Below are 22,046 nucleotides of genomic sequence, written 5' to 3' on the forward strand. Positions count from 1 at the left end.
GCGTAAAAAAAGCGTAAAAAATTCAATAACGATAGTGAGTTATAAACATAATCATCATTAAGTTGGCCTAACTCAATGAATAATCACAAGTTAACGTTGCCCATTAACGCCTACTTACTCGGTATAAACGACAGACACAAAAAAGAGGAGCATTTGCTCCTCTTTCGTGTAGCGTCATATTAGATGACTTGCAGTTGAGCATCACCTTGCTCAGACAAAAATCCGCCGGTTTGATGCTTCCACAACTGAGCGTAAACACCACCCAATTGCAGCAGCTCGTAATGCGAGCCTTGCTCAATGATTTTGCCGTCATCCATTACAATCAAACGATCCATCGCGGCAATCGTTGATAAACGGTGAGCAATCGCAATCACTGTTTTTCCTTCCATCAGAACTTCAAGGTTTTCTTGAATTGCCGATTCTACTTCTGAATCAAGTGCAGACGTTGCTTCATCCATGATCAAAATTGGCGCGTTTTTCAGCAGAACGCGAGCAATCGCCACACGTTGACGCTGACCACCAGACAGCTTCACACCGCGTTCACCCACTTCAACGTCATAGCCAACGTTACCTTGCTCGTCTCGTAGAGATTGAATGAAATCATGAGCATGTGCTTTCTCAGCAGCTGCGATAACGGCATCCATTGAAGCATCTGGATCACCGTAAAGAATGTTCTCTTTAATTGAACGATGCAGCAAAGAGGTGTCTTGCGTGATCATACCGATGTGTTGGCGAAGCGACTCTTGTTCAACTTGAGAAATGTCCTGTCCATCAATACAAATCTTACCGCTATTTACGTCGTAAAAGCGCAGCAACAAGTTGACCAACGTGGATTTACCTGCCCCAGAGCGACCGACAATGCCGACTTTTTCGCCCGGTTTGATAGTCAGATTCAAGTTCTCAAATACTGCCTTCTCATCACTGTAGTTAAAACCTACGTGATCAAAGCAGATCTCACCTTGAGAGATTTGCAAAGGCTTAGCATTTGGTACGTCTTTCACTTCAACATCGTTTGAAATCGTATTAATACCGTCTACTACTGTACCGATGTTTTCAAACAGTGCGCTAACTTCCCACATGATCCACTTCGACATACCTTGTACGCGCAACGCAATACTGATGGCAATCGCAATAGCACCAATTGTTACAGCGTGATCTAGCCATAGATAAACCGAAATGGCACTAATAGACATCAGCAGCAAATAGTTGATGGCATCCACACTAAACAGTAAACAAGTCACCATGCGCATTTGGCGGTAAACCGTCACCAAAAATTGCTTCATGCTGCTTTCTGCGTATTCCAACTCTCGTTGCGAGTGCGCGAATAGCTTTACGGTAGATATGTTGGTGTAAGAATCGACAATGCGCCCAGTCATTACAGAACGAGCATCCGCTTGCTCTGTCGCTACTTGTTTCATTTTAGGGATAAAGTAGAACTGGATAACCGCGTACATTCCTATCCAAATCACAATAGGCAACATTAGCAAACCATCGGCTTCGCCCATCATCCAGAGCATCGAAAGAAAATAAACGCTGATATAAACCAGTACATCCACCAGCTTCATGACCGTTTCTCGTACCGCTAACGCACTTTGCATCACTTTGGTCGCAACTCGGCCTGCAAAGTCACGCTGGAAAAATCCAACCGCTTGTTTTAGCAAGTAACGGTGAATCAACCAACGGATAGACATCGGGTAGTTACCCAATAACGTTTGGTGCATCACCATTGAGTGGACAAAACCGAGAGCTGGCATCACAACCGCCACTAAGAACAGCATCATTAGCATGCGATCACCCTGGTCTTGCCAGAATGTTGCGCGATCTTGATTAGAGAGAATATCGACGAGCTCGCCCATATAACGCAACAGCGTCACCTCTGTAATGGCAATAAGCGCACTGAACACAGCCATAACGAGTAAAGGGGCTTCAAAGCCACGAGTGTAAAAACGACAAAAGCCAAATAGCGTCTTCGGTGGCTTTTCGGTTTCCATCTGGGGAAAGGGTTGGGTCAGTTTTTCAAACCAATTGAACATAACAATGACTTTAGGTACCGCGAATGAATTTGCGAACGTTTTACTATCTTTTGATACAAAAGTCAGTAAAATACCGAAACAAAAGCTCAAATGATAATAATTACAATTAAGCTTAGCGTTAATCATAATTATCGGGAATAGATTTATGCAAAAGAATAACTCACTGACCATCGCTATCCGCAACGCGTTGGTTTGTGCTTTAGCACCTACAGCAGTGGTTGCATTCACAGCACAAGCTCAAGAAGACGTCGTACAAGATGACGTGATTGCCATGGAGACCATAACGGTCACCGCGCAAGCACTTAAAGTAGAAACCCCGGCAGCAGAAACGCCGCGCAGCGTATCTATCATTTCTGAAGATGAACTTCGTGTTCGTGCACCGAAAAAGCTAGATGAAGCATTACGCTACACGTCTGGTGTAACCGCTCAGCCTTATGGCGCAGACAACGACACTGATTGGTTCAAAGTTCGTGGATTTGATGCAGCGACTTACCTAAACGGCAACCGCCTATTCCGCGATGGTTACTACACATGGTTGGTCGAACCTTACGGCCTAGAAAGAGTAGAAGTCGTTAAAGGTCCATCGGCTATTCTGTTTGGTGAATCGGCACCAGGCGGTATCGTGAATGCTGTTCAGAAAAAACCAACGTTTACGCCTCAAGGCGAAGTAAAAGTCGAAGTTGGCAACAACCAACACCAATCCGTAGGTTTTGACATTGCTGACGAAGCAAACGACGCAGGCACTGTGCGCTATCGTTTGGTTGGCTTGATGACAAGCCAAGATGGTGAACTGGACGGCACAAATAACGAGCGTTTCTACCTAGCGCCAAGTGTCGAGTTCGACATTTCTGACCGTACAATGCTGACCGTTTTGGCAACTTACCTTCATGATGACGGTGTACCAACTAACCCATTCTTCCCGGCAGCAGGTACTCTGATTGGTTCTAACTTTGGCAAAATCGATCCTTCGACTAACCTTGGTCAGCCAAACTACGATAAATACGAACGCACGCAGTTTTCTCTAGGTTACTTACTAGAGCACGACATCAATGACATGTGGTCACTCTCGCAAAACCTCAACTACGGTTCGAATGAGTTGTACTTGCGCAGCTCTTACGCGTTCTCAAACAACGATCCAGCGAAAGAAGAGTTAACGCAAGGCATCGTATTCCGTGACGGAAAAAACCAGAGCATTACGTTCGATAACAATGCTGTCGGCAACTGGATGACAGACAACGCAGAGCACACAGTGCTTATCGGTATGGATCTGCAATTCCACAAAACCGATGGCGACGAGCAAGACAACTATGCATTTGGCACTATCAACCCGTGGAACCCAGTTTACGGCAACTTCACCCCTCTTGATCCTGCCAACAACGTGAAACGTGAGATTGAGAAATCTCAAGCAAGTCTCTATTCACAATACCAATTGAAACTGCATGAACAGTGGATTGGTAACATAGGTGCTCGTTACGACTGGGTGAAAACAGAAAACTCTGGCAAAGGCGCTACCGTTGATCAAAGTGAATCTCGTGATGATGGTCAGCTCTCTCTAAGTGCGGGTGTGATGTACCTTGCAAACAATGGCCTGTCACCTTACGCAAACTACTCTCAGTCGTTTGAAGTGATCAGCACTATTGATGCGGCAACCAATGAACTTTACAAACCGCTGGAAGGCGAGCAAGTAGAAGTGGGTGTAAAGTATGAGCCAAGCTTTATGGATGGCTTTATCAACCTTGCATGGTTCGACATCACGCAAAAGAACGCGTTGGTCACTAACCCATCAACATGGATTGCGACACAAACAGGTGAAGTGACATCTCAAGGTATTGAGCTAGAAAGCACGGCGCAGCTAACCGACGATCTAAAACTGATGGCAAGCTACACCTACACTAAAGCGAAAACAGATGAGAGCTTTGGCCAAGGTAAAAAACAAGCCGCACTTATTCCTGAGCATCAAGCGTCTGCATGGGTAGACTACAGCGCCTACAGCCTGATTCCAGGCCTCAATATCGGTACTGGTGTGCGCTACGTAGGTGAGTCAAAAGATAACCCTAAGAGCTCGAACCTAACGGTTCCTTCTGTCACTCTTTGGGATGCGTCAGTCACTTACGACATCACTTCACAGTGGCAAGCACAGCTAAACGTGAACAACATCCTAGATAAAGAGTTTGTTTCAGGTTGCGATTACTGGTGTTACTACGGCCAGTCTCGCTCTGTTATGCTAAACGCAAACTACCGCTGGTAATTGTACTTCTACTCCCCTCTATTGAGGGGAGTTTTCTCCTAAGAGCCATCCATGTTTCAACTGTCTAATATTGAGATCGTGCGAGGTGGACGTCAGATCCTCGGCATCGAACAACTTAACATCCCAACAAATGAGCTAACGGTCGTTTTAGGCCATAACGGTTCAGGTAAGTCGACACTGGTGAACCTGCTTTCTGGTCAAATGCCACCAGATAAAGGCACGGTAACACTAAACGATACTTCCCTTTCATCACTCAAAACCAAAGAGTTGGCAAAACAGATCGCCTATTTGCCACAAAAGCTGCCCTCTTCGGCTGGTTTAACGGTAGAAGAGCTAGTGCGCTTAGGTCGCTTTCCGTGGCGTGGGGCACTTGGTCGTTGGAAAGCTGAAGACAAACAGATCATCACGCAGGCTATGGAACGAACAGGGGTTACACCTTTTGCTCAAGCTTTGGCGGATGACTTATCGGGCGGCGAGCGCCAACGTGCTTGGGTGTCTATGCTACTGGCTCAACAATCGCCAATTTTAATTCTCGATGAGCCAACCTCGGCGCTCGATGTTCACCATCAGTTTCAACTAATGGCGCTGCTGGCAGAACTGAATCGAACCGAGAATGTAGGCATTATCGTGATCCTGCACGATCTGAACTTAGCACTGCGCTACGCCACCCACATTGTTGCGCTCAAAAAAGGTAAGATTGCCTTTGAAGGCAACGCCGACATGTTGTTAGACGAGGCACGCCTTTCTAAACTATATGAGTCACCAATTAAGCTGATTGAACACCCAAGCCCGGCTAACACATTAGCGAGCCAAAAGGTGGCTGTTGTATGCGCATAATAGCTCGTTTACTTACTGTGGTTACACAATCTGCTTTTCTCCTCGCATTTTTTATGACCAATGCACATGCAGTCATCACCGTTACCGATGAATATGGCGAGCATAGTTTTGAGCAAGCGCCTCAACGCGTTGTAGCCTTAAACTGGGACATCTTAGAACAAGTTTTGGCGCTAAACGTAGAACCAATCGCAGCCCCAAATTTACCAGGCTACCGCCAATGGGTCGTCAATCCAACTGCACCAGAGTCAATTGAAGATATTGGAACCCGAGCAGAACCCAACTTAGAAAAAATAGCCAGTTTGAAACCAGATGTCATCCTTGCTGCGTCTCCACAGCAAGACTTGATTCCGTTACTCAAACAAATTGCTCCGGTAATCTATTTACCTAATTTTTCTGAAAATGAGGCCGCAGCTGAAACGGCCATTCGTCACTTTCGTACGCTCAGCAAGCTATTCAATAAAGAGGCACTTGCTGAACAGAAACTGGCAGAATTAGATGCTTCATTTGCGCAGATGCGCCAGCGAATTCGCCACTATTACTCTTCTCCACTCAGCGTTCTTGTGATGCGATTTTCAACTCCGAATACTGTATTACTTGCAACCGAAAACTCCACCACTGACTACGTGGTTAGAAAACTGGGATTACAGGCTCCAATTAAAGAGGACCCACGAGCGTGGGGAGTAAAGCAAGATCGAATCAATCGGCTTCAGGGCCTTCAAAACAGCTACGTTCTCTACGTACAACCTTTCCCAGAAGAACGAAAACTGAAAGAGTCGCCACTTTGGCAAGCGATGCCGTTTGTGAAAAAGCAGCGGGTAAATTCAGTCAGAGCAGTGTGGGCGTATGGCGGTGCCATGTCTTTGCAATACACCGCTGAAGCGATTACCGACAGTCTAATAGAGTTGGCACCAGAACAATGAGAACGAAACATTATATTGGTTATCTGGCGCTGATTACGTTACTTAGCGTCTTTAGCCTACAAATTGATACTAATTTATCACTTTTCGAACAATGGCAATTATTAACAAAACCAGAGGTAGCAACCGAGTTTCGTGATGTATTCTTTACGCAAGCGCAACTTCCTAGGTTAAGTATGACCCTGCTTGTTGGTGCCATGCTTGGTCTCACCGGCAGCTTAATGCAGCAATTAACGCAGAATAACCTCACCTCGCCGTTGACTCTTGGCACCTCTTCTGGTGCTTGGCTTGCATTAGTCGTGGTAAACATTTGGTTCGTCGATTGGGTCGCCGATTACTCTGCATTAGCCGCAATGTTTGGGGCTTTAGTGGCGTTTGGCCTGATCGTATCAATTGCCGGTGTGCGTAATATGACAGGTTTGCCGTTGGTCGTTTCGGGGATGGTGATCAATATCTTGCTCGGTTCTATCGCCACAGCCATTATTATTTTAAACGCCCAGTTCGCACAGAATATTTTTATGTGGGGAGCAGGAGACCTCTCTCAATACAGCTGGGATTGGTTTGAGTGGTTATTGCCTCGCTGCGCTATCGCAATCGTAATTTTGATCGTCGCACCACGTATTCTGACCTTAATGAAACTAGGACAAGAAGGCGCAGCAGCCCGAGGCTTAGCGGTATTACCCGCGTTTGGTGCGTTAATGGTGATGGGTATTTGGCTGGTATCTGCCTCCATCACCGCAGTTGGTATTATCAGCTTCATCGGATTACTGACACCCAATATTGCCAGAGCGATGGGGGCAAGAACACCGCGCGACGAATTGATCAGCAGCATGCTTTTGGGCGCAATGCTACTAATCATCACAGACTCTGCCGCTATCTCGCTGAGCTTATGGTTAGAGGAAACCATTCCTAGCGGCGTAGCGGCTGCAGCTATTGGCGCTCCCGCTTTAATTTGGTTTACTCGTAAAAAACTGACGGCAACCGATCAACTTAACCTTTCAATGAGCCAAGGAAAAACGGCGCTTTCTAAACGCGCGGTATGCAGCATTGCGCTATTCAGTCTGGTTGGGATTCTAGCTTACTCATTCGTTACCCATGGTATAAACGGGATCCAATGGTCTGTGCCAGGTGAGTTCCAATGGCAATTGCGCTGGCCGCGCATGTTAACCGCACTTTCTGTCGGTATTGCGCTATCCGTTGCCGGAATCATTTTGCAACGCATAGTTTACAACCCTCTGGCAAGTCCCGATATTCTCGGTGTGTCTTCCGGAGCCACGTTTGCCATTATTACGACAGGAGTCATCGCTGGGTCGCTTCTCTCCGCATTTAGCTGGGGTATCGCTTTTTTCGGAAGTATGTCCGTATTGATGTTATTGCTGGTTATCGGTAAACGAAGCCATTTTAATCCATCTAACTTCGTGTTGTCCGGCATCGCACTAACGGCACTATTAGAAGCCCTCGTTCAATTTTCGCTAGCTCAAGGCTCAGGTGACAGTTACAAAATTTTATTGTGGCTAACTGGTTCTATTTATCGAGTCACAGCCGACACCGCACTGATGCTATGTTTGGCCATAATAGTTCTGCTTGCCGCTGTATTCTCGATTTCTCGTTGGCTAACACTAATTTCCATCGGGCGACAATTCTCAAATGCACGAGGGCTTAACCCTACCGTAGCCAATACGCTTATGCTCACCATCGTTGCTTTGTTATGCGCCTTTTCTACCGCTACAGTTGGTCCAATATCTTTTGTTGGCTTGGTCGCTCCCCATATGGCGATGATGTTAGGAGCAAGAAAAGTGAAAGAGCAACTGTGTGTCGGTGCCTTAATTGGCGCAACCCTAATGTTGTGGGCAGATTGGCTAGGACAAATCGCTATTTATCCAAGTCAGGTCGCAGCTGGCACGTTGGTCGCTATTATAGGCAGCACTTACTTCCTATTTTTAATGCTGAAGAGTAAATTCAGCTAAGTTGGGAATATTGTTACAGCCTAAAAATACGCTAAGAAAAACAAACCCCGCTATTTTGATAGCGGGGTTTGAAATTAAAGGCGAAGTACGATGCTCTATTCTTCTCGCACTACAGGAAAACGCTGCTCATAAAGTTCCATAAAGTCCTTACGAATTAAGTGCTCTAAGTGGTTCGCTTTATCGGTTGGGCAGAAAATCATCACGTGCAGAATTTGTTCACCATTAATGTTGCTAGAAATATGCATATGTGGCTCAGAACCAGGAAGGTCAACACCGGCATGTTTTTCAATCATCGCATTGTAACGATGTGCAACATCAGCAAAGTAACTGCAATGTTCTTCAATTTTATCAGTTAAAATCGGTAGCAGTGGATACAAATTGACGAAGTCTTTCACCACTACAGAAAAGTTGTGGTAAACGTACCGCTTCATGAAGTTGAGGTTCTTTACTGGATAGGTAAAGAACATACTATTAGGCAATGTCGCTGTTTTGCCGGTGTAATGATATTGCCCATGATGCAGGTCGATCTCTTGAATCACCGTCGCCATCATATTGTGCTCAATCACTTCACCGCATAACTTCCCGACCTCAATCCAGTCCCCAACGCGAAAAGAACGTGAACTTGCTCTTTGAATCGAACCCGTAAAACACAAAATGATTTCTTTGGATGCCACTACAATGGCAACGGCAATCGCCGTTACACTCAGAGCAAACTCGTTAATTTCTGATTGCCATAAAATAAATAAAATCAGTAATGTAACAGCAAAGGTGCCATTTTTAGTTCTGGACATCCAACTACGCTGATCTTCTGAGAGAAAAGCGTGATCACCACGAATCATCGATAAAATTGCACGACGAATTAACCACATAATCGCAAAGATCAGTGCGGTAAAAATCAATTTATGAGTGAGAAGAAAATCGACAACTAACTGCACTTTCTCCATTCCACGGCTCCCTCGAATAAAAATACGGCCCAGTAACAGCTAACGATAACAAATTATTTTGTCTGTTGTCCGTGCTCACTCAAGTCTTTTTGAAATTACTCCTCTCTGAAGGCGCGATTCATGCTTTCTGTAATTGGCTTTATTAGGTAGCTCAATGGCGTTCGTGGCTCAGATAAAATAAGCACTTCGGCATTCATACCTGAGGTTAAACGATGTTTTGTCACATCTTCCGGTGAAATTGCAATTCTAGCGAGATAAAAATCTTCTTGGTTTTCTTGCGAGAGCTTATCGGCAGAAATCGTCAGCACTGTACCGTCTAAAGGTGCCAACGTCCGTGCATTCAGAGCGGTCAGACGAACATGCGCTTGCTGGCCTGGATTCACTAAATCAATATCCTGAGGATTAACACGAGCCTCGACTAACAACTTATCGTCTTGCGGGACCAGTTCTAGTAACGTTTCACCCGACCCAATCACACCTTTTTCGGTAAACACTTGCATGTTGACTACGCGACCAGAAATAGGTGCGTTGATCGTTGTTCTTGCGACAATATCTTGAGCGGAGCGATATTCTTCCCGAATTGCGACAATTTCCGTTTTGGTATTTCGTAGTTCCTCGACAATCTCATTCAGCCTTTCAAGCTTCAACTCTTCAATTTGCGCTAGGTTCTCATCTAACCTTTTTCTAACGGTGAGCGATTGCCTGTCTAACTGGCTTAAGGTACTTCTCACCTCCGCTGCTAAGCGCTTGAGTTGAAGTAAAGTAGATTTTCCCGAGAAACCTTTTTGCACCAAGGCTTGGTTGCTGTCTATTTCTTCAGCAATAAAGTTGAGTCGTTCCGTCTCAATCACTTTGGTTTGCTGAAGGTTTTCAAGCTCTAAATTTGCTCCAGAAATACTCTGCTCAATGATACTCAGTTTACTATCAAAGAATCGCTTTCTCGCTTCAAAGATCTTGTTTTGAACCAGTTGTGCTTCTTGTACGATATCGACACGGGGAATGCTTTCAAGATCATCAGACCATACAATCGTTGGAAGCTCGTCAAGCTCCGCACTTAAACGGTTTTCCTTTGCTAGAGTATGGATAAAACGACCACTTAACGAGTCCAACTTAGCCATAGCTTGACGCTTAGAAAGTTGAATTAATAACTGACCTTTTTCGACTAAATCCCCCTCCTGTACATATAGCTTTTCAATAATACCGCCTTCTAAATGCTGAATTTCTTGTCGCTTAGTGAGAACTGACAAATCACCATAAGCAATCGCTGCACTTTCTAATTTGGCTGTTGCAGCCCAGTAGCCAAGACCTCCAAGAAAAACACTTAAGGTCACCACACCAAGTAAAATTGGTTTTCGAAAGCTTAGTCTCGCTTTGGGGCTAAAACGATATACGATCTCGGTAGAACTCTGATTAACGGTTGGCAGTTGATTGCTCATTTCTTACCCTTGGGATATCTGTTCTTTCTTCGCCCATCAAACGTTTTAATACTTCATCTTTAGCGCCGTATAACTTGACTCGGCCGTCAGCCAAATACAACAGCCTATCCATTTGTCGTAACGTACTCGGATTGTGGGCAATGACGATAATCGTTGTACTCTGTGCTTTTAAATGGGCAATCAAACGTTGATACGCAGCCTCTCCCTCACCATCGAGGTTGGCATTCGCTTCATCGAAAATCACAATAGATGGGTCGCCATAAACGGCTCTTGCAAGAGCGATTCTCTGCCTTTCCCCCCCAGATAAACCACGGCCATTTTCACCAATAATGCAATCATAGCCTTTGTTTTTCTTGAGTATTAATTCATGACATCCTGCTAGTTGCGCCGCCTTGATGACTTTAGCGGGGTCTTCTTCTTTAAAGCGCGCGATGTTCTCTCGAATTGTGCCAGGAAATAACTCCACCTCTTGAGCGAGATACCCAAAATGCACGCCGCGATCTTCAGATGCCCATACGGAGACTTCCATACCATCAAGAGTCACTTTACCCGCTAATGGCTTAACCGTACCTAATAGCAGCCGAGCAAACGTCGATTTACCCGTACCAGAAGGGCCAATCACCCCAACAGCAACACCCGGAGGAATCGATAAGCTGAGCGATGAGAGCACTGGTTCAGTTGCTCCAGGGTGGCGATAGGCCAGTCCGGAAAGCTCATAGTGTCCTTTTGGTTTAGGCAGTGGCATATCTGATTCATCTTGGCGCACGATCGCATCGATTTCTTTCAACCTTTTATAGGCGCCTTTAGCAGACATCGCGCTTCGCCACGTGCCTATCGCCTGCTCCATCGGCGATAATGCCCGACTCATTAATATGGAGCTCGCGATCATCGCCCCTGCCGTTATCTCATGTTGGATAACTAACCATGCACCACCTCCCAGTAAAAATATCTGTAATGAGCCACGCACAAACTTAGAAAAGTTAGCCATGTAGATAGACTTACCTGCAACTCGCTCTTCAAGCACATTCACTTCGCTCACGCGCGACTGCCACTTCTCTAAAAATGCATTCATCATCCCCATTGCGAGAATTGAATTGGAGTTTTGCGTGGCTAATTCTGCGTTGTTGATATGAGAAATCGCTCTGACTTCGCTCTCTTGCATTGTTTTACGCGTCATTAGCTCATTAAGTAGACCTAGGCTAAACAATACGATAGATCCAAGTAACGCGATGTGACCTAATATCGGGTGCAATAAATACACAAATAAAATAAACAGCGGTGTCCAGGGCGCATCCAACAGTGGGTAAGGTGCTTGACTGCTCAAAAAGCTTTTGATGTTCTGAATGTCTCTCAGAGTTTGCGAGGTATAACTCTTCCCGGTATGTGATTGATATTGAATCGTGCGCTTGAGCATGAAAGCGGAGAGTTTTGTGTCCATCCAATAACCAAAAGATTTACTCATTTGTGCTCGTGCAATGTTGATGATGGACATGGTTAACAACGCGACAATTACGATGACAGTGAGCAAGAATAAAGTATCGGTTGAGTAGGAAGATATCACTCGGTTGTACACTTGAAGCATGTACAACGGAATCGAGAGAACCAATAAGTTGATAAAAAGGCTAAAAACGATCAGCAAGCCCGCAAGCGTGCATAGTTTTTGTTTCACTTCTTTGAAAACCGTTTTTTGCACGACTACTTCCGTTTAACGTGAAAATTGTAGGCGCCAGAAATACTAGCGCCTAGCTTAAGGTAACCTCAAATCGCTCTAGAGTGTCCGATTAGTTCACCTCAGCATGGCAGAGCCACGCAAACTAATTCACATCCAGAGTTATTTTCAGTCGTTTAGATTACGAACAGATCAGCACCATAGGTGTTGATGTCAGTTTCAGTCACGCCAATAAGTTTCACTGTTAGATCAGCCCCATCGGTAAACACTGCATTCCCAACTGCATCGTAGCTAAAGCTTAAATCACCAAAGTCTGTGACAGAGTCGCTAATGATGTGCAAAGAGTCTTCACCAATGGTGAAATCAACAACTTTGGCTTCGCCATGGCCACCAAACTTATCCGTGAACACAAACTTATCGCCATTGCTGCCGCCAACTAAAACGTTGTCACCAGAACCAGCAACAAGAATATCTTCACCGACACCACCATTTAATTTATTGTCACCCAGCAAACCCAACAGCAAGTCATTACCGGTACCACCGCCGAGGTAGTCGTTTCCTGTACCAGCCCTAAGGATGTCATCTCCAGCACCACCAGTTAGGCGATCGTCGCCGTCGCCGCCGATCACATAATCATTACCGCCACCGCCAACAAACGAGTCATTACCACCAAAACCGATAAACAAATCATCGCCGCCATCGAAATCAGCAAATTGGTTATTTACACCTGCATCGCCTAAATACGTGTCATTGTCACTTGCGCTCATTTTTATTCCCTCTTAGCTTATTAATTGAATAGACCTTCTGTTCCACGTCTGACTAGATTCGTCACGACATGAGAAGTCTAATAGTCAACTGAATAGGAATAAGTTTGAATATGGGATGATATTTCAGACTGACATTTTAATAATAAATATAAAATTTAGTACTTTATAGAGTATTTTCTTTTTATTACAGCAAGTTAATACTAGTACTACAGGTTTCTCTTAGCCCAACTTGTAGCTTGCGTACGGTTCTTTACTTCTAACTTTCTAAAAATATTGTATAGATGTGATTTAATAGTATGCTCGCTGATAAATAAAGAATCAGCGATTTCCATATTTGAACCACCTTCTTTCAACATTTTTAAAACCTGAACTTCACGCCGAGTAAGCTCAACCTCAATAGCAGGTTCGATAATGCTATTTACTTCTCTGCCTCGATAATAATTTACTAGCTGATCAAGTAATCTTCGAGACAGCCAATTATCCCCTTTTATTATTGCTTTTAATCCCTGACAAACCTTGTCCATTGAATCTCCTGGACCAAATATACCTTTTACATGAGGCCAAGAAGCGAGTTCTTCTGTGTCTAAGTCATAACCTAGATTAAGCATTATAGTTCCTAGCACTTTATTACTATCTTTTAAATAAACTAAAGTTTCGGAAGGAATCTCAACTGAAAAATCAACAAGCAAAAAGTAGCGTTCCGGAATGAGTTCATGATAACTAGGGTTTTTAGTATCAATGATCGTTATTTTAGTTTCTGTATTTTTAGAAAGCATTTCCTTAAAGTTTTCACTCTGTAAACTTTGTTGAGTGAGCATTAGGATTTCAGGCTTTTCCATATACTGTTCCATAATGTTTCTCATACTTTCAGTGACTTAACATTCTTAAATTAGTAGTTAATCGTCAGCACTTAGTTTGATATGTAAGTGCTAGTTCACAGAGTAAAGTTATTTGCTACTTTTTTAAATTCTAAAGTTATTAAAAAGAGAACCAAAAAAAGTGTTTCTCATAAAAGAAACACTTTTAACACATTCAGGTCACAGAAATTATTAAGAGTTTACTAAATTAGGCAACCTAATATTGCAATAGCATTACACCGTTAACGAGTTGTCTGAAATATTTTCCTTTGCCCAAATAAGTGCTTGAACTCTATTTTTCACATCAATCTTCTTGAAAATATTATGTAAATGCGTTTTTACCGTATTCTCGCTGACAAATAATTGTTCGGCGATTTGTTGATTGGACGCCCCCATGGAAAGAAAGGTAATTATTTGTTGCTCTCGTTTGGTCAGAATAGCCGAAACATTCTTATTTATAGGTTTGCAATGTCGACGAAGGTAAGTAATGTACTGCTGAGAAAACTTACGGCTGAACCACATATCTCCTTGAAGCACCTTACCAATACCAACTTGCAACGTTTTTATATCATCAGAGGTATAGAAAATACCGGCCAAAGTACGCCAAGCAAAGAGGTCTTCTGTCGATATGGATTGCTCACAATTAATTAAGATTTCAAGCGTGTTTTTCTGCTTGGCCGCTTTAAACTCCGCATAACGGCGAAAAATTTCATCCGTGATCACGCTGCAATCAACAATAATGGCTGATGCAAGAGATTCATGTAACACTCCGTGAATCAGATTATCTGGCGTGATTAGAGCAACACTAATACCGAGTTTGGTCTCCAATACATCTTTCAACAGAGATGACTGTAGACTTCCCTCCGTGATTAAAATAACGTTTCTTTTTTTTTGCTGCTCCATCCTGATCGCATTCCCTTGGTCGTTTTTATTGAAATACGCAATAGATTTAGATAGAGCGGTAGTATTGTCAAGTATGAAAATCACTAGTACTAATTAATAACTCATTGAAGTGTCAATAATTTTTAAGTGGCAAGTATGTGAGAGGTATTAGCATTTTTCAGACATTAAAAAAGGGAGTATAAACTCCCTTTTTGTGTTTGAGCAGGTGATTTAATCACGCACGTTAGAGGCAAAACACCACCTAACTTAGTGGATTGGAACTGCGTTTTTTTGGTTAAACTTACCAAAGTGTTGTTCTAACACTTCTGGCGTCAGCTTACCTTCCGCTTCCAGCTTTTTCAGCTCAGCGACGATCGCTTTTTGCTCTTCTAGCGACGGCAGTTTTACTTCTGGCTCCTGAGCGGTTTCTTGAGAAATTTGCTCTAGTTCTTTTTCGAAGTCATTCATAGTACTTACCTAAAATTAATGATTGAACTTTTAAACTTCGCCTATTCTATCCAACTCTATAACTTGAAGCTACCAACCATCTTGTCCAAACGAGAAGAGAGCGCTTGAAGATCGCGACTTGCATCCGCCAACTCTTCTGCTGTCGCGGTTGTCATTTCATTTATCGCGTTGATTTCTTCGATATTTTGATTAATGGTATGCACCACCGTGGATTGCTCTTCCGTCGCCGTTGCAACCTGTGTATTACGATCAGAGATGTCGGTGATTCGTTCAGAAATACTGATTAATACCTCGACTGCTTCATCGGTAGAAGTAACCCCTTCTATGGTGACCGCTTTGCCCGCTTCCATAGCACTTACCGCGTCTTGTGCGTCACTTTGAAGCTGATTGATCATGCGCTGAATCTCTTCTGTAGAATCAGCCGTGCGTGAAGCTAGGTTTCTTACCTCATCAGCAACAACCGCAAAACCACGTCCCTGCTCACCAGCACGAGCAGCCTCAATTGCAGCGTTTAGCGCAAGTAAATTCGTTTGCTCAGAGATGTCACGAATTACACCCAGAATCGAGCCAATATCTTTGGTTGTCGACGCCAACTGCGTAACAACAATATTGGTTGTTTCAACATCATCGGCTAGGCGGCTGATCACCTCTTTTGCTTTCATCACAACTTCTCGACCAGTTTGAGTGTTATCTGAAGCCTGATTTGCCGTATCAGCAGCGGTAGCAGCGTTCGATGCAATTTCACTGATGGTCGCACCCATTTGGTTGATAGCTGCAACTACTTGAATGGTTTGATCACGCTGCTCTTGGCTGTTGTCGTGTGTGGATGTTGCTTTCGTTGACACACTTTCTGCCGCTTGACTTAATGAGCCACTGGTTAGAGCAACCTCTTTCATCGTGGCATGAATCTTCTCAATAAATCCATTAAAGCCTTTTGAAAGCTGAGCAATTTCATCATTACCCTTAATTTCAATACGCTGCGCCAAATCGCCTTCACCTTGCCCAAGGTCGGTAAAACGATCGGCAATCAGTCGGATTGGTTTCGTAATGCTGTTTGCTAACCATACGCCCATGAGGATGAATACAACGGCAACAATGATGGTCGTAAACAGCATTTTTTTAGCTGTCGCATTCAGGTCTGCGAATACTTCATCAACGGGAACCACGCCAATAACAAACCAGTTCATTGAAGGAACATACAAACTAGAAACAAAAGTATCCTGCCCTTCAAACTCCACATTAATTAGGTTGAAGCTATTTTTGTTCAACAGCGCACTTGCGTCACTACCAAATAGTTTAGTGATAGAAGTTTGGTTCTTACCTTGTTGGCGGTGTATTTGAATCTGGCCTTGTTCATTAGTGAGGAACACGTAACCCGTATCTTCAATTTTAAACCCATTGAGCAAAGCAACCATGTCTCCCATAGATTTAGAGAGACCTGACATTGATGTACCATTAAGATCTTGGAAATTGGCAAACATTTTCACTTCGCCATTTGCCTCTTGGAACACACTCACGGACGTTTCTTGACCAGACGACGTAAATCCAAAGAACCAAGCATCTTGCGTTCGGTTAAGTTGACGTAAGAATCCGTTTTGATTCCAGTAATATGCCGTTTGACGATTCGCTACCGACGCATCATTAAGACCATACTGTGATTTAACGTTATTGAGCTGCTGAACCAACTGAACTTCTACTGACGGATCACGGTCTGTATTAGATAGGGCTTCAACAATAAATTCGTTTGTAGCCAGCTGTTTTGCCGCTTGTTGCATTTCGACAACTTCGCGGTCAATTTCGGTATTGATTTGCTGCAACATCGCAGGTAGCTCGATGTCAATAAGACGATGGCTCAATACATCTCTCGCATGACGCTGAGCCATAACACCAACAATGATTGTTGATGCTAGAACAGCAAACGTAATGCCAAGTACAACCTTCTGTTTGATGCTCAAGGAATGAAGTTTCAACATATTCGGACCTTTTAAAAGAATCACTTGTTATTGGCCCCACAAGGGGAATCAGGTGCATATCTCATGACACGCACACCACGGAATCTTTATCGGCTCATATGTACAAAACTAGAGGCATTTCTCATTATATTATGAAAAATAAATGTAACACACTGTCAAATAAGCACTTTCAGAGATAGCACGTACTTGCAATTCTCTGTAGCGTCCCAATATTGAAAAGATAAATTGCAATAGAGCGTTGGAACTTTTTTCACATGGAAAATGACCAATACTCAACACGAAAATCACATGGATACCGAGAGTCCAAAGCATGCATAAATCTAACTTCGAAACTCTTCAGCAATACTTAGAGTCGCAGATCATCGGACAGCAAGATCTGGTAAAGCAACTGCTTGTTGCGCTTCTTGCGGATGGGCATATTTTAGTTGAAGGCCCTCCTGGGTTAGCAAAAACCCGTGCAGTAAAATCACTCTCAGACTGTGTTGAAGGCGACTTCCACCGCATTCAGTTCACCCCAGATTTGCTGCCAGCCGATTTAACCGGCACCGATATCTTCCGTCCCGAAACCGGAGAATTCACTTTCCAATCAGGTCCTATCTTCAACTCGCTTATTCTTGCGGATGAGATAAACCGTGCGCCAGCCAAAGTACAAGCGGCAATGCTTGAAGCAATGGCAGAGAAACAAGTCACAGCAGGTCGTCATACCTACCCGCTGCCAGAGTTGTTTTTGGTTATGGCAACTCAAAACCCGATAGAGCAAGAAGGGACCTACCCCCTTCCTGAAGCGCAGCTAGACCGCTTTTTATTGCATTTAGAAGTGGAATACCCAGATGCGGAGCATGAGCTATCTATCTTGCGTATTAACCGCGGAGAAGCAAAAGGCGAAGCAAAGGTTGAACGCCCAATGTTAAGCCAACAAGATATATTCACCGCACGTAAAGAAGTGTTGGATATTCATATGGCGGAAACGATAGAGCAGTACATCGTCCGTTTAGTTATGGCGACACGTCAAGCCAACGAATATGACACTGAGTTGGACAAGTGGTTGTCAATGGGTGTGAGTCCGCGTGCCACCATCGCTCTTGATCGCTGTGCACGTGCGCACGCTTGGCTTGCTGGTCGTGATTTTGTCTCTCCGGAAGATGTTCAAACCATGGCTTATCCGGTACTGCGCCACCGTTTATTGTTGAGTTACCACGCTCAAGCGGAAGGCATTACGGCAAACCAGGTCATCGATAAACTGCTAAACCTTGTTGGCAGTGCATAAACAGGTGAGTGATATGTCCGCTACACATTCATTACCACCTCATGCGAATGGGGTGACATTAACCCTTGAAGAGCTGCTCCAATATCGCACTCAATCTGTACGTTGGTTACCACCAGCACAGAGTCTCTGGTCGCAGATGAGTGGTAACCATACCAGTCGCCAAAAAGGGCGAGGTATGGATTTTATGGAGGTGCGCCAATATCAACCTGGCGACGATATTCGCAGCATTGATTGGCGAGTCACCGCTAGGACCGGTAAAGCACATACAAAATTGTTTGCAGAAGATAAAGAGCAAGCGGTCATTCTTTATCTTGATCTAAGTTCTAGTCTACATTTTGGATCTAAGTATGTACTCAAATCCGTTCAATTGGCCCACTTTGCCAGTGTTCTAATTTGGCTAACTCTAGCTAAAAAAGATCGCATCGGCGCAGTGATTGATGACGGACATCAATGTCTTGAATTTCGCCCCTCTTCTTTACAAAGACAAGGGCTGCGGATTCTTAACGCCATAGTCGACATACATAATGCGCAAGTAACTCGTACTGCAAGCAACGACACTCGTACACTGCCTTATACACAAGTATTGGAGACACTTCATACGCTCACCCCAAAAGGCAGCGAATTGATTATGCTCAGTGACTTTGCCCACGTAACACCAACGGAACTGGCACAACTACGTCGACTCAAACAACACAATAGCGTAAGGGCCGTTCAGTTTTATGATCCGTTAGAAAGAGGCGAAACAGACTTTAGAGGTCAAGTGAAAGCTTCGGATGGGCTGCATAGTCAATGGTTTAACTTTGGCTCTAAAGGACAACGAAGAGAACTCGAAAGCCACTTTACCCAACATCAAGAAACCATTAAGCAGCAGTGCCATTCGATAGCAATTCCATTTAACACGCTATCAAGTGGCTGGCCCTTAATTTCACAATTAAGCTAACAAACTGACAAGCAGTATTTATTAAGCAGTAATAATAATGACAACAAACAACCAAAGCCTAGACCTTGAACCTTTGATTTTGCCAAACGCACCGGATTGGTTTCCGCTCGCTTGGGGATGGTGGGTGGTGCTTGCAGCCACCTTGCTCTTCGTTTTCGGCATTTGTCTTTATGTGAGATGGCGTAAAAAAAACTTACGCGCAAAAAAGACAGCATTAACACTTTTAACTCAACCTACCGCGCCTCATACCCCCTCTTCTGCTCTGGAAATATTGCGCCAGGCAGCATTGAGTTACTTTCCGCGTGAAGAGATCGCACCATTAACCGGAATCGCTTGGTATGAATTTCTCGATAGCCATACCAAAGAGAGTCGATTCGTAGACAAACAACATCAGTGGCAAGAAGCGTTGTATCAGAATTCCTCCCAAGGGCATCATCAAAGCTTGGTAGACGATTGTGTCGTTTGGATAACCTACGCTTTGCCACCAAAGAAAAAGGCAAATAACCGTGACTGAGCAAACACTCATAACCGATCTTGCCCAATGGCTAAACATTGAATTTGTCTGGTGGTGGGCACTGTTTTTGTTGCCCATCCCCTGGCTGGTATACAAGTTCCTGCCACAAGAATCTCAACAAGCCGAGATCAAATTGGCGTACTTACCAACTAATGAGAATAGCAGCAAACCTAAGCAAGCCCTGCAAAAAGCGCTTTCAATCGCGATCTGGGGCCTTCTTGTCGTCGCTTGTGCGCGTCCAGTTTGGTTTGGCGATCCCGTTGAATTCCAACCCAAATATCGGGACTTGATGTTAGTCGTCGATCTGTCCGGTTCGATGCAGCAGGAAGACATGGAACTCAACGGCGAATATATCGATCGCCTCACAGCAGTCAAAAAAGTTCTGTCTGATTTCGTAGCAAAGAGAAAAGGTGACCGTCTCGGAGTTGTTTTGTTTGGCGACCATGCTTATTTGCAAACACCACTCACTGCAGACCGCAAAAGCGTCATGCAACAGATTAATCAAACCGTCATCGGCTTGGTTGGTCAACGAACCGCCATTGGTGATGGTATTGGTTTAGGCACAAAAACCTTTGTAGACAGTGATGCTCCACAACGAGTCATGATTTTGCTTAGTGACGGCAGCAATACTGCAGGGGTTCTCGAGCCGCTAGAAGCAGCGGAAATTGCGAAAAAATACAACGCCACTATTTACACCGTGGGCGTGGGCGCTGGTGAAATGATGGTGAAGGAGTTTTTCATGACTCGCAAAGTCAACACCGCAGCCGATTTAGATGAACAAACACTGACTAAAGTGGCAGAGGTGACAGGTGGACAATATTTTCGAGCGCGAGATACAGAAGAGCTCGAAAAGATTTATGACACCATCAACCAGCTAGAACCCGTATCTAGCGACACACAAACTTGGCGCCCACAGTCTGAATGGTTTCCATATCCATTAAGCGCTGCATTTGTATTATCGGTATTGTTATTCCTATTAAGGAGAAAACATGGCTGAGTTTATTTTCCTCAATCCTTATTGGCTTTTGGGGCTCATCGTGATCCCTATCGCACTCTTGCTTAATCACAAATTTAGAGCCCAAAAGTCCACACTGATTGCCCCTCACCTAGCGCGGATGCTCGGACAAAACACGCAGTCTAAGCATTACTTCACTCTATGGGGTTTAGCTTGGGCAATAACTTGCATTTCATTAGCGGGGCCAAGCTGGCAGTCCAATGCTCGACCAAGCTTTGAATTAAACCAAAACCGTATCTTGGTGCTTGATATGTCTCGCTCTATGTTTGCTACAGACATCAAACCCAATCGGCTAGCACAAACACGTTATAAGGCGCTCGATTTGCTGCCTAAATGGAAAGAGGGAGCCACTGGACTTATTGCTTACGCTGGCGATGCCTATAACTTAAGTCCACTGACAACTGATTCCAGCACGCTTGCGGGCATTATCGAAAATTTGTCACCAGAGCTGATGCCTTTTCAAGGAGCAAACCTGCCTGCCGCGATTGAACTTGCGATCAACCAGTTTTCTCAAGCCGGCACGCAACAAGGCGATATCATCGTGTTAGCGGATGATCTTGATACGTCAGAGCTGTCTCGCGCGTTAGATTTAGTCCAAGGTACAAAGTTTCGCATTTCTGTTCTTGCCGTCGGGACTCCTAACGGTGCGCCTATCGCGCTGCCCGATGGCTCTCTGCTAAAAACGGCACAAGGCACAACCGTCGTAGCGAAAACAAACCTGAAAAACCAACAGACGCTAGCGAATAAAACTGGCGGTCTATTTGTTCCTATTCAGCACACCAACCGTGATGTTGAAAATATCGCGGCCTTTACTAATAACATTGGTAGCCAGCTTTCTGCGACCCAAAGCGAAGAAGTTAAAACTGATTCTCGTCTCAACAGTGGCTTTTGGTTACTGCCGTTGTTACTTCTTCCTGCGGCTTTACTGTTTCGACGCGGCCTGATTTGGATGGTAGTTGCGACTGTAGTCCCAGTAACGTGGACACCGCATGCAGAAGCTAATCCGTTCTTAAATGCCGACCAACAAGGAGCGGAACTCTACAAGCAAGGTGAGTATGAACAGGCGCAAAACCTATTTACAAACCCAAGCTGGAAAGGAGCCGCCAGTTATCAAAAAGGTGACTACGAAGCCGCTATCGAAGCATTTTCTCATGATGCCTCCCTTAACGGCCGCTATAACCTCGCCAACTCGCTCGCTCAAAATGGTCAATTAGAAGATGCGGCTGATTTGTATAAAAAGCTGCTAGAGGAAAAGCCTAACTTTGAAGCCGCGAAGAAAAACCTATCGGTTGTAGAAGAAAAGCTAAAACAG

18 protein-coding genes are annotated in these 22,046 nt (G+C 44.4%); 9 read left to right on the top strand and 9 right to left on the bottom strand.

Annotation, left to right across the window (positions count from 1 at the left end):
* Positions 1-179: 179 nt before the first annotated feature.
* Positions 180-2,033, bottom strand: coding sequence for an ABC transporter ATP-binding protein (locus tag MTF70_RS04505; protein ID WP_042521744.1), 1,854 nt, complete (start codon positions 2,031-2,033; stop codon positions 180-182).
* A 145-nt stretch (positions 2,034-2,178) separates the two neighbouring features.
* Between MTF70_RS04505 and MTF70_RS04510 the strand changes: the two genes are divergently transcribed.
* The 4 genes from MTF70_RS04510 to fhuB are packed head-to-tail and all read left to right on the top strand — an operon-like array spanning position 2,179 to position 8,002.
* Complete coding sequence (locus MTF70_RS04510; RefSeq protein ID WP_205461271.1) at positions 2,179-4,281, top strand: TonB-dependent siderophore receptor; 2,103 nt, start codon at positions 2,179-2,181, stop codon at positions 4,279-4,281.
* A 51-nt stretch (positions 4,282-4,332) separates the two neighbouring features.
* Positions 4,333-5,118, top strand: a complete 786-nt coding sequence (locus MTF70_RS04515; protein ID WP_017635311.1) for an ABC transporter ATP-binding protein — start codon at positions 4,333-4,335, stop codon at positions 5,116-5,118.
* Entirely contained in the window at positions 5,109-6,038 is a 930-nt protein-coding gene (locus tag MTF70_RS04520) for an iron-siderophore ABC transporter substrate-binding protein (protein WP_017635312.1), read from the top strand. Before MTF70_RS04515 ends, MTF70_RS04520 begins: the two co-directional genes overlap by 10 nt.
* Positions 6,035-8,002 carry a Fe(3+)-hydroxamate ABC transporter permease FhuB gene (gene fhuB / locus MTF70_RS04525; protein WP_005383903.1) on the top strand — a complete coding sequence of 656 codons (1,968 nt, stop codon included), beginning with the start codon at positions 6,035-6,037 and terminating at the stop codon, positions 8,000-8,002. Before MTF70_RS04520 ends, fhuB begins: the two co-directional genes overlap by 4 nt.
* Before the next feature lie 95 nt (positions 8,003-8,097).
* Here fhuB and MTF70_RS04530 read toward each other — a convergent pair whose 3' ends face one another.
* The 8 genes from MTF70_RS04530 to MTF70_RS04565 all read right to left on the bottom strand — a co-directional run bounded on the left by MTF70_RS04530 (position 8,098) and on the right by MTF70_RS04565 (position 16,998).
* Positions 8,098-8,946 carry a mechanosensitive ion channel family protein gene (locus tag MTF70_RS04530; RefSeq protein ID WP_005375171.1) on the bottom strand — a complete coding sequence of 283 codons (849 nt, stop codon included), beginning with the start codon at positions 8,944-8,946 and terminating at the stop codon, positions 8,098-8,100.
* Positions 8,947-9,041: 95 nt separating this feature from the next.
* A complete protein-coding gene (locus MTF70_RS04535) occupies positions 9,042-10,382 on the bottom strand; it encodes an HlyD family type I secretion periplasmic adaptor subunit (protein ID WP_005383906.1) in 1,341 nt (446 codons plus the stop codon).
* A complete protein-coding gene (locus tag MTF70_RS04540) occupies positions 10,357-12,075 on the bottom strand; it encodes a type I secretion system permease/ATPase (RefSeq protein ID WP_205461269.1) in 1,719 nt (572 codons plus the stop codon). The genes MTF70_RS04535 and MTF70_RS04540 overlap by 26 nt, the downstream gene beginning before the upstream one ends.
* A 152-nt stretch (positions 12,076-12,227) precedes the next feature.
* A complete protein-coding gene (locus tag MTF70_RS04545; protein WP_005375168.1) occupies positions 12,228-12,818 on the bottom strand; it encodes a calcium-binding protein in 591 nt (196 codons plus the stop codon).
* 206 nt (positions 12,819-13,024) lie between these two features.
* Positions 13,025-13,681 (bottom strand): LuxR C-terminal-related transcriptional regulator, encoded by a 657-nt coding sequence (locus tag MTF70_RS04550; protein WP_031777174.1) that lies wholly within the window; start codon positions 13,679-13,681, stop codon positions 13,025-13,027.
* A gap of 228 nt (positions 13,682-13,909) precedes the next feature.
* Positions 13,910-14,578, bottom strand: a complete 669-nt coding sequence (locus MTF70_RS04555; RefSeq protein ID WP_025768545.1) for a LuxR C-terminal-related transcriptional regulator — start codon at positions 14,576-14,578, stop codon at positions 13,910-13,912.
* Between the two features lie 246 nt (positions 14,579-14,824).
* Positions 14,825-15,025 (bottom strand): restriction endonuclease subunit S, encoded by a 201-nt coding sequence (locus tag MTF70_RS04560; protein WP_005375165.1) that lies wholly within the window; start codon positions 15,023-15,025, stop codon positions 14,825-14,827.
* A 56-nt stretch (positions 15,026-15,081) separates the two neighbouring features.
* Positions 15,082-16,998, bottom strand: coding sequence for a methyl-accepting chemotaxis protein (locus MTF70_RS04565; RefSeq protein WP_017821859.1), 1,917 nt, complete (start codon positions 16,996-16,998; stop codon positions 15,082-15,084).
* Between the two features lie 310 nt (positions 16,999-17,308).
* On the opposite strand from MTF70_RS04565, the gene MTF70_RS04570 reads away from it, so the two are divergent.
* The 5 genes from MTF70_RS04570 to MTF70_RS04590 form a co-directional block, all read left to right on the top strand.
* Positions 17,309-18,265: a MoxR family ATPase gene (locus MTF70_RS04570; protein WP_025768547.1), complete on the top strand. Its 957-nt coding sequence runs from the start codon at positions 17,309-17,311 to the stop codon at positions 18,263-18,265.
* A gap of 13 nt (positions 18,266-18,278) precedes the next feature.
* A complete protein-coding gene (locus MTF70_RS04575) occupies positions 18,279-19,205 on the top strand; it encodes a DUF58 domain-containing protein (RefSeq protein ID WP_025768548.1) in 927 nt (308 codons plus the stop codon).
* Between the two features lie 37 nt (positions 19,206-19,242).
* Positions 19,243-19,719 carry a DUF4381 domain-containing protein gene (locus tag MTF70_RS04580; protein WP_025768549.1) on the top strand — a complete coding sequence of 159 codons (477 nt, stop codon included), beginning with the start codon at positions 19,243-19,245 and terminating at the stop codon, positions 19,717-19,719.
* A complete protein-coding gene (locus tag MTF70_RS04585) occupies positions 19,712-20,716 on the top strand; it encodes a VWA domain-containing protein (RefSeq protein WP_025768550.1) in 1,005 nt (334 codons plus the stop codon). Before MTF70_RS04580 ends, MTF70_RS04585 begins: the two co-directional genes overlap by 8 nt.
* A partial coding sequence (locus tag MTF70_RS04590) for a VWA domain-containing protein (protein ID WP_248393858.1) occupies positions 20,709-22,046 on the top strand: 1,338 nt, incomplete at its 3' end. The genes MTF70_RS04585 and MTF70_RS04590, both read left to right, overlap by 8 nt.

Source organism: Vibrio sp. 2CM40D (genome assembly GCF_023161825.1).
Classification (GTDB): Bacteria; Pseudomonadota; Gammaproteobacteria; order Enterobacterales; family Vibrionaceae; genus Vibrio; species Vibrio alginolyticus.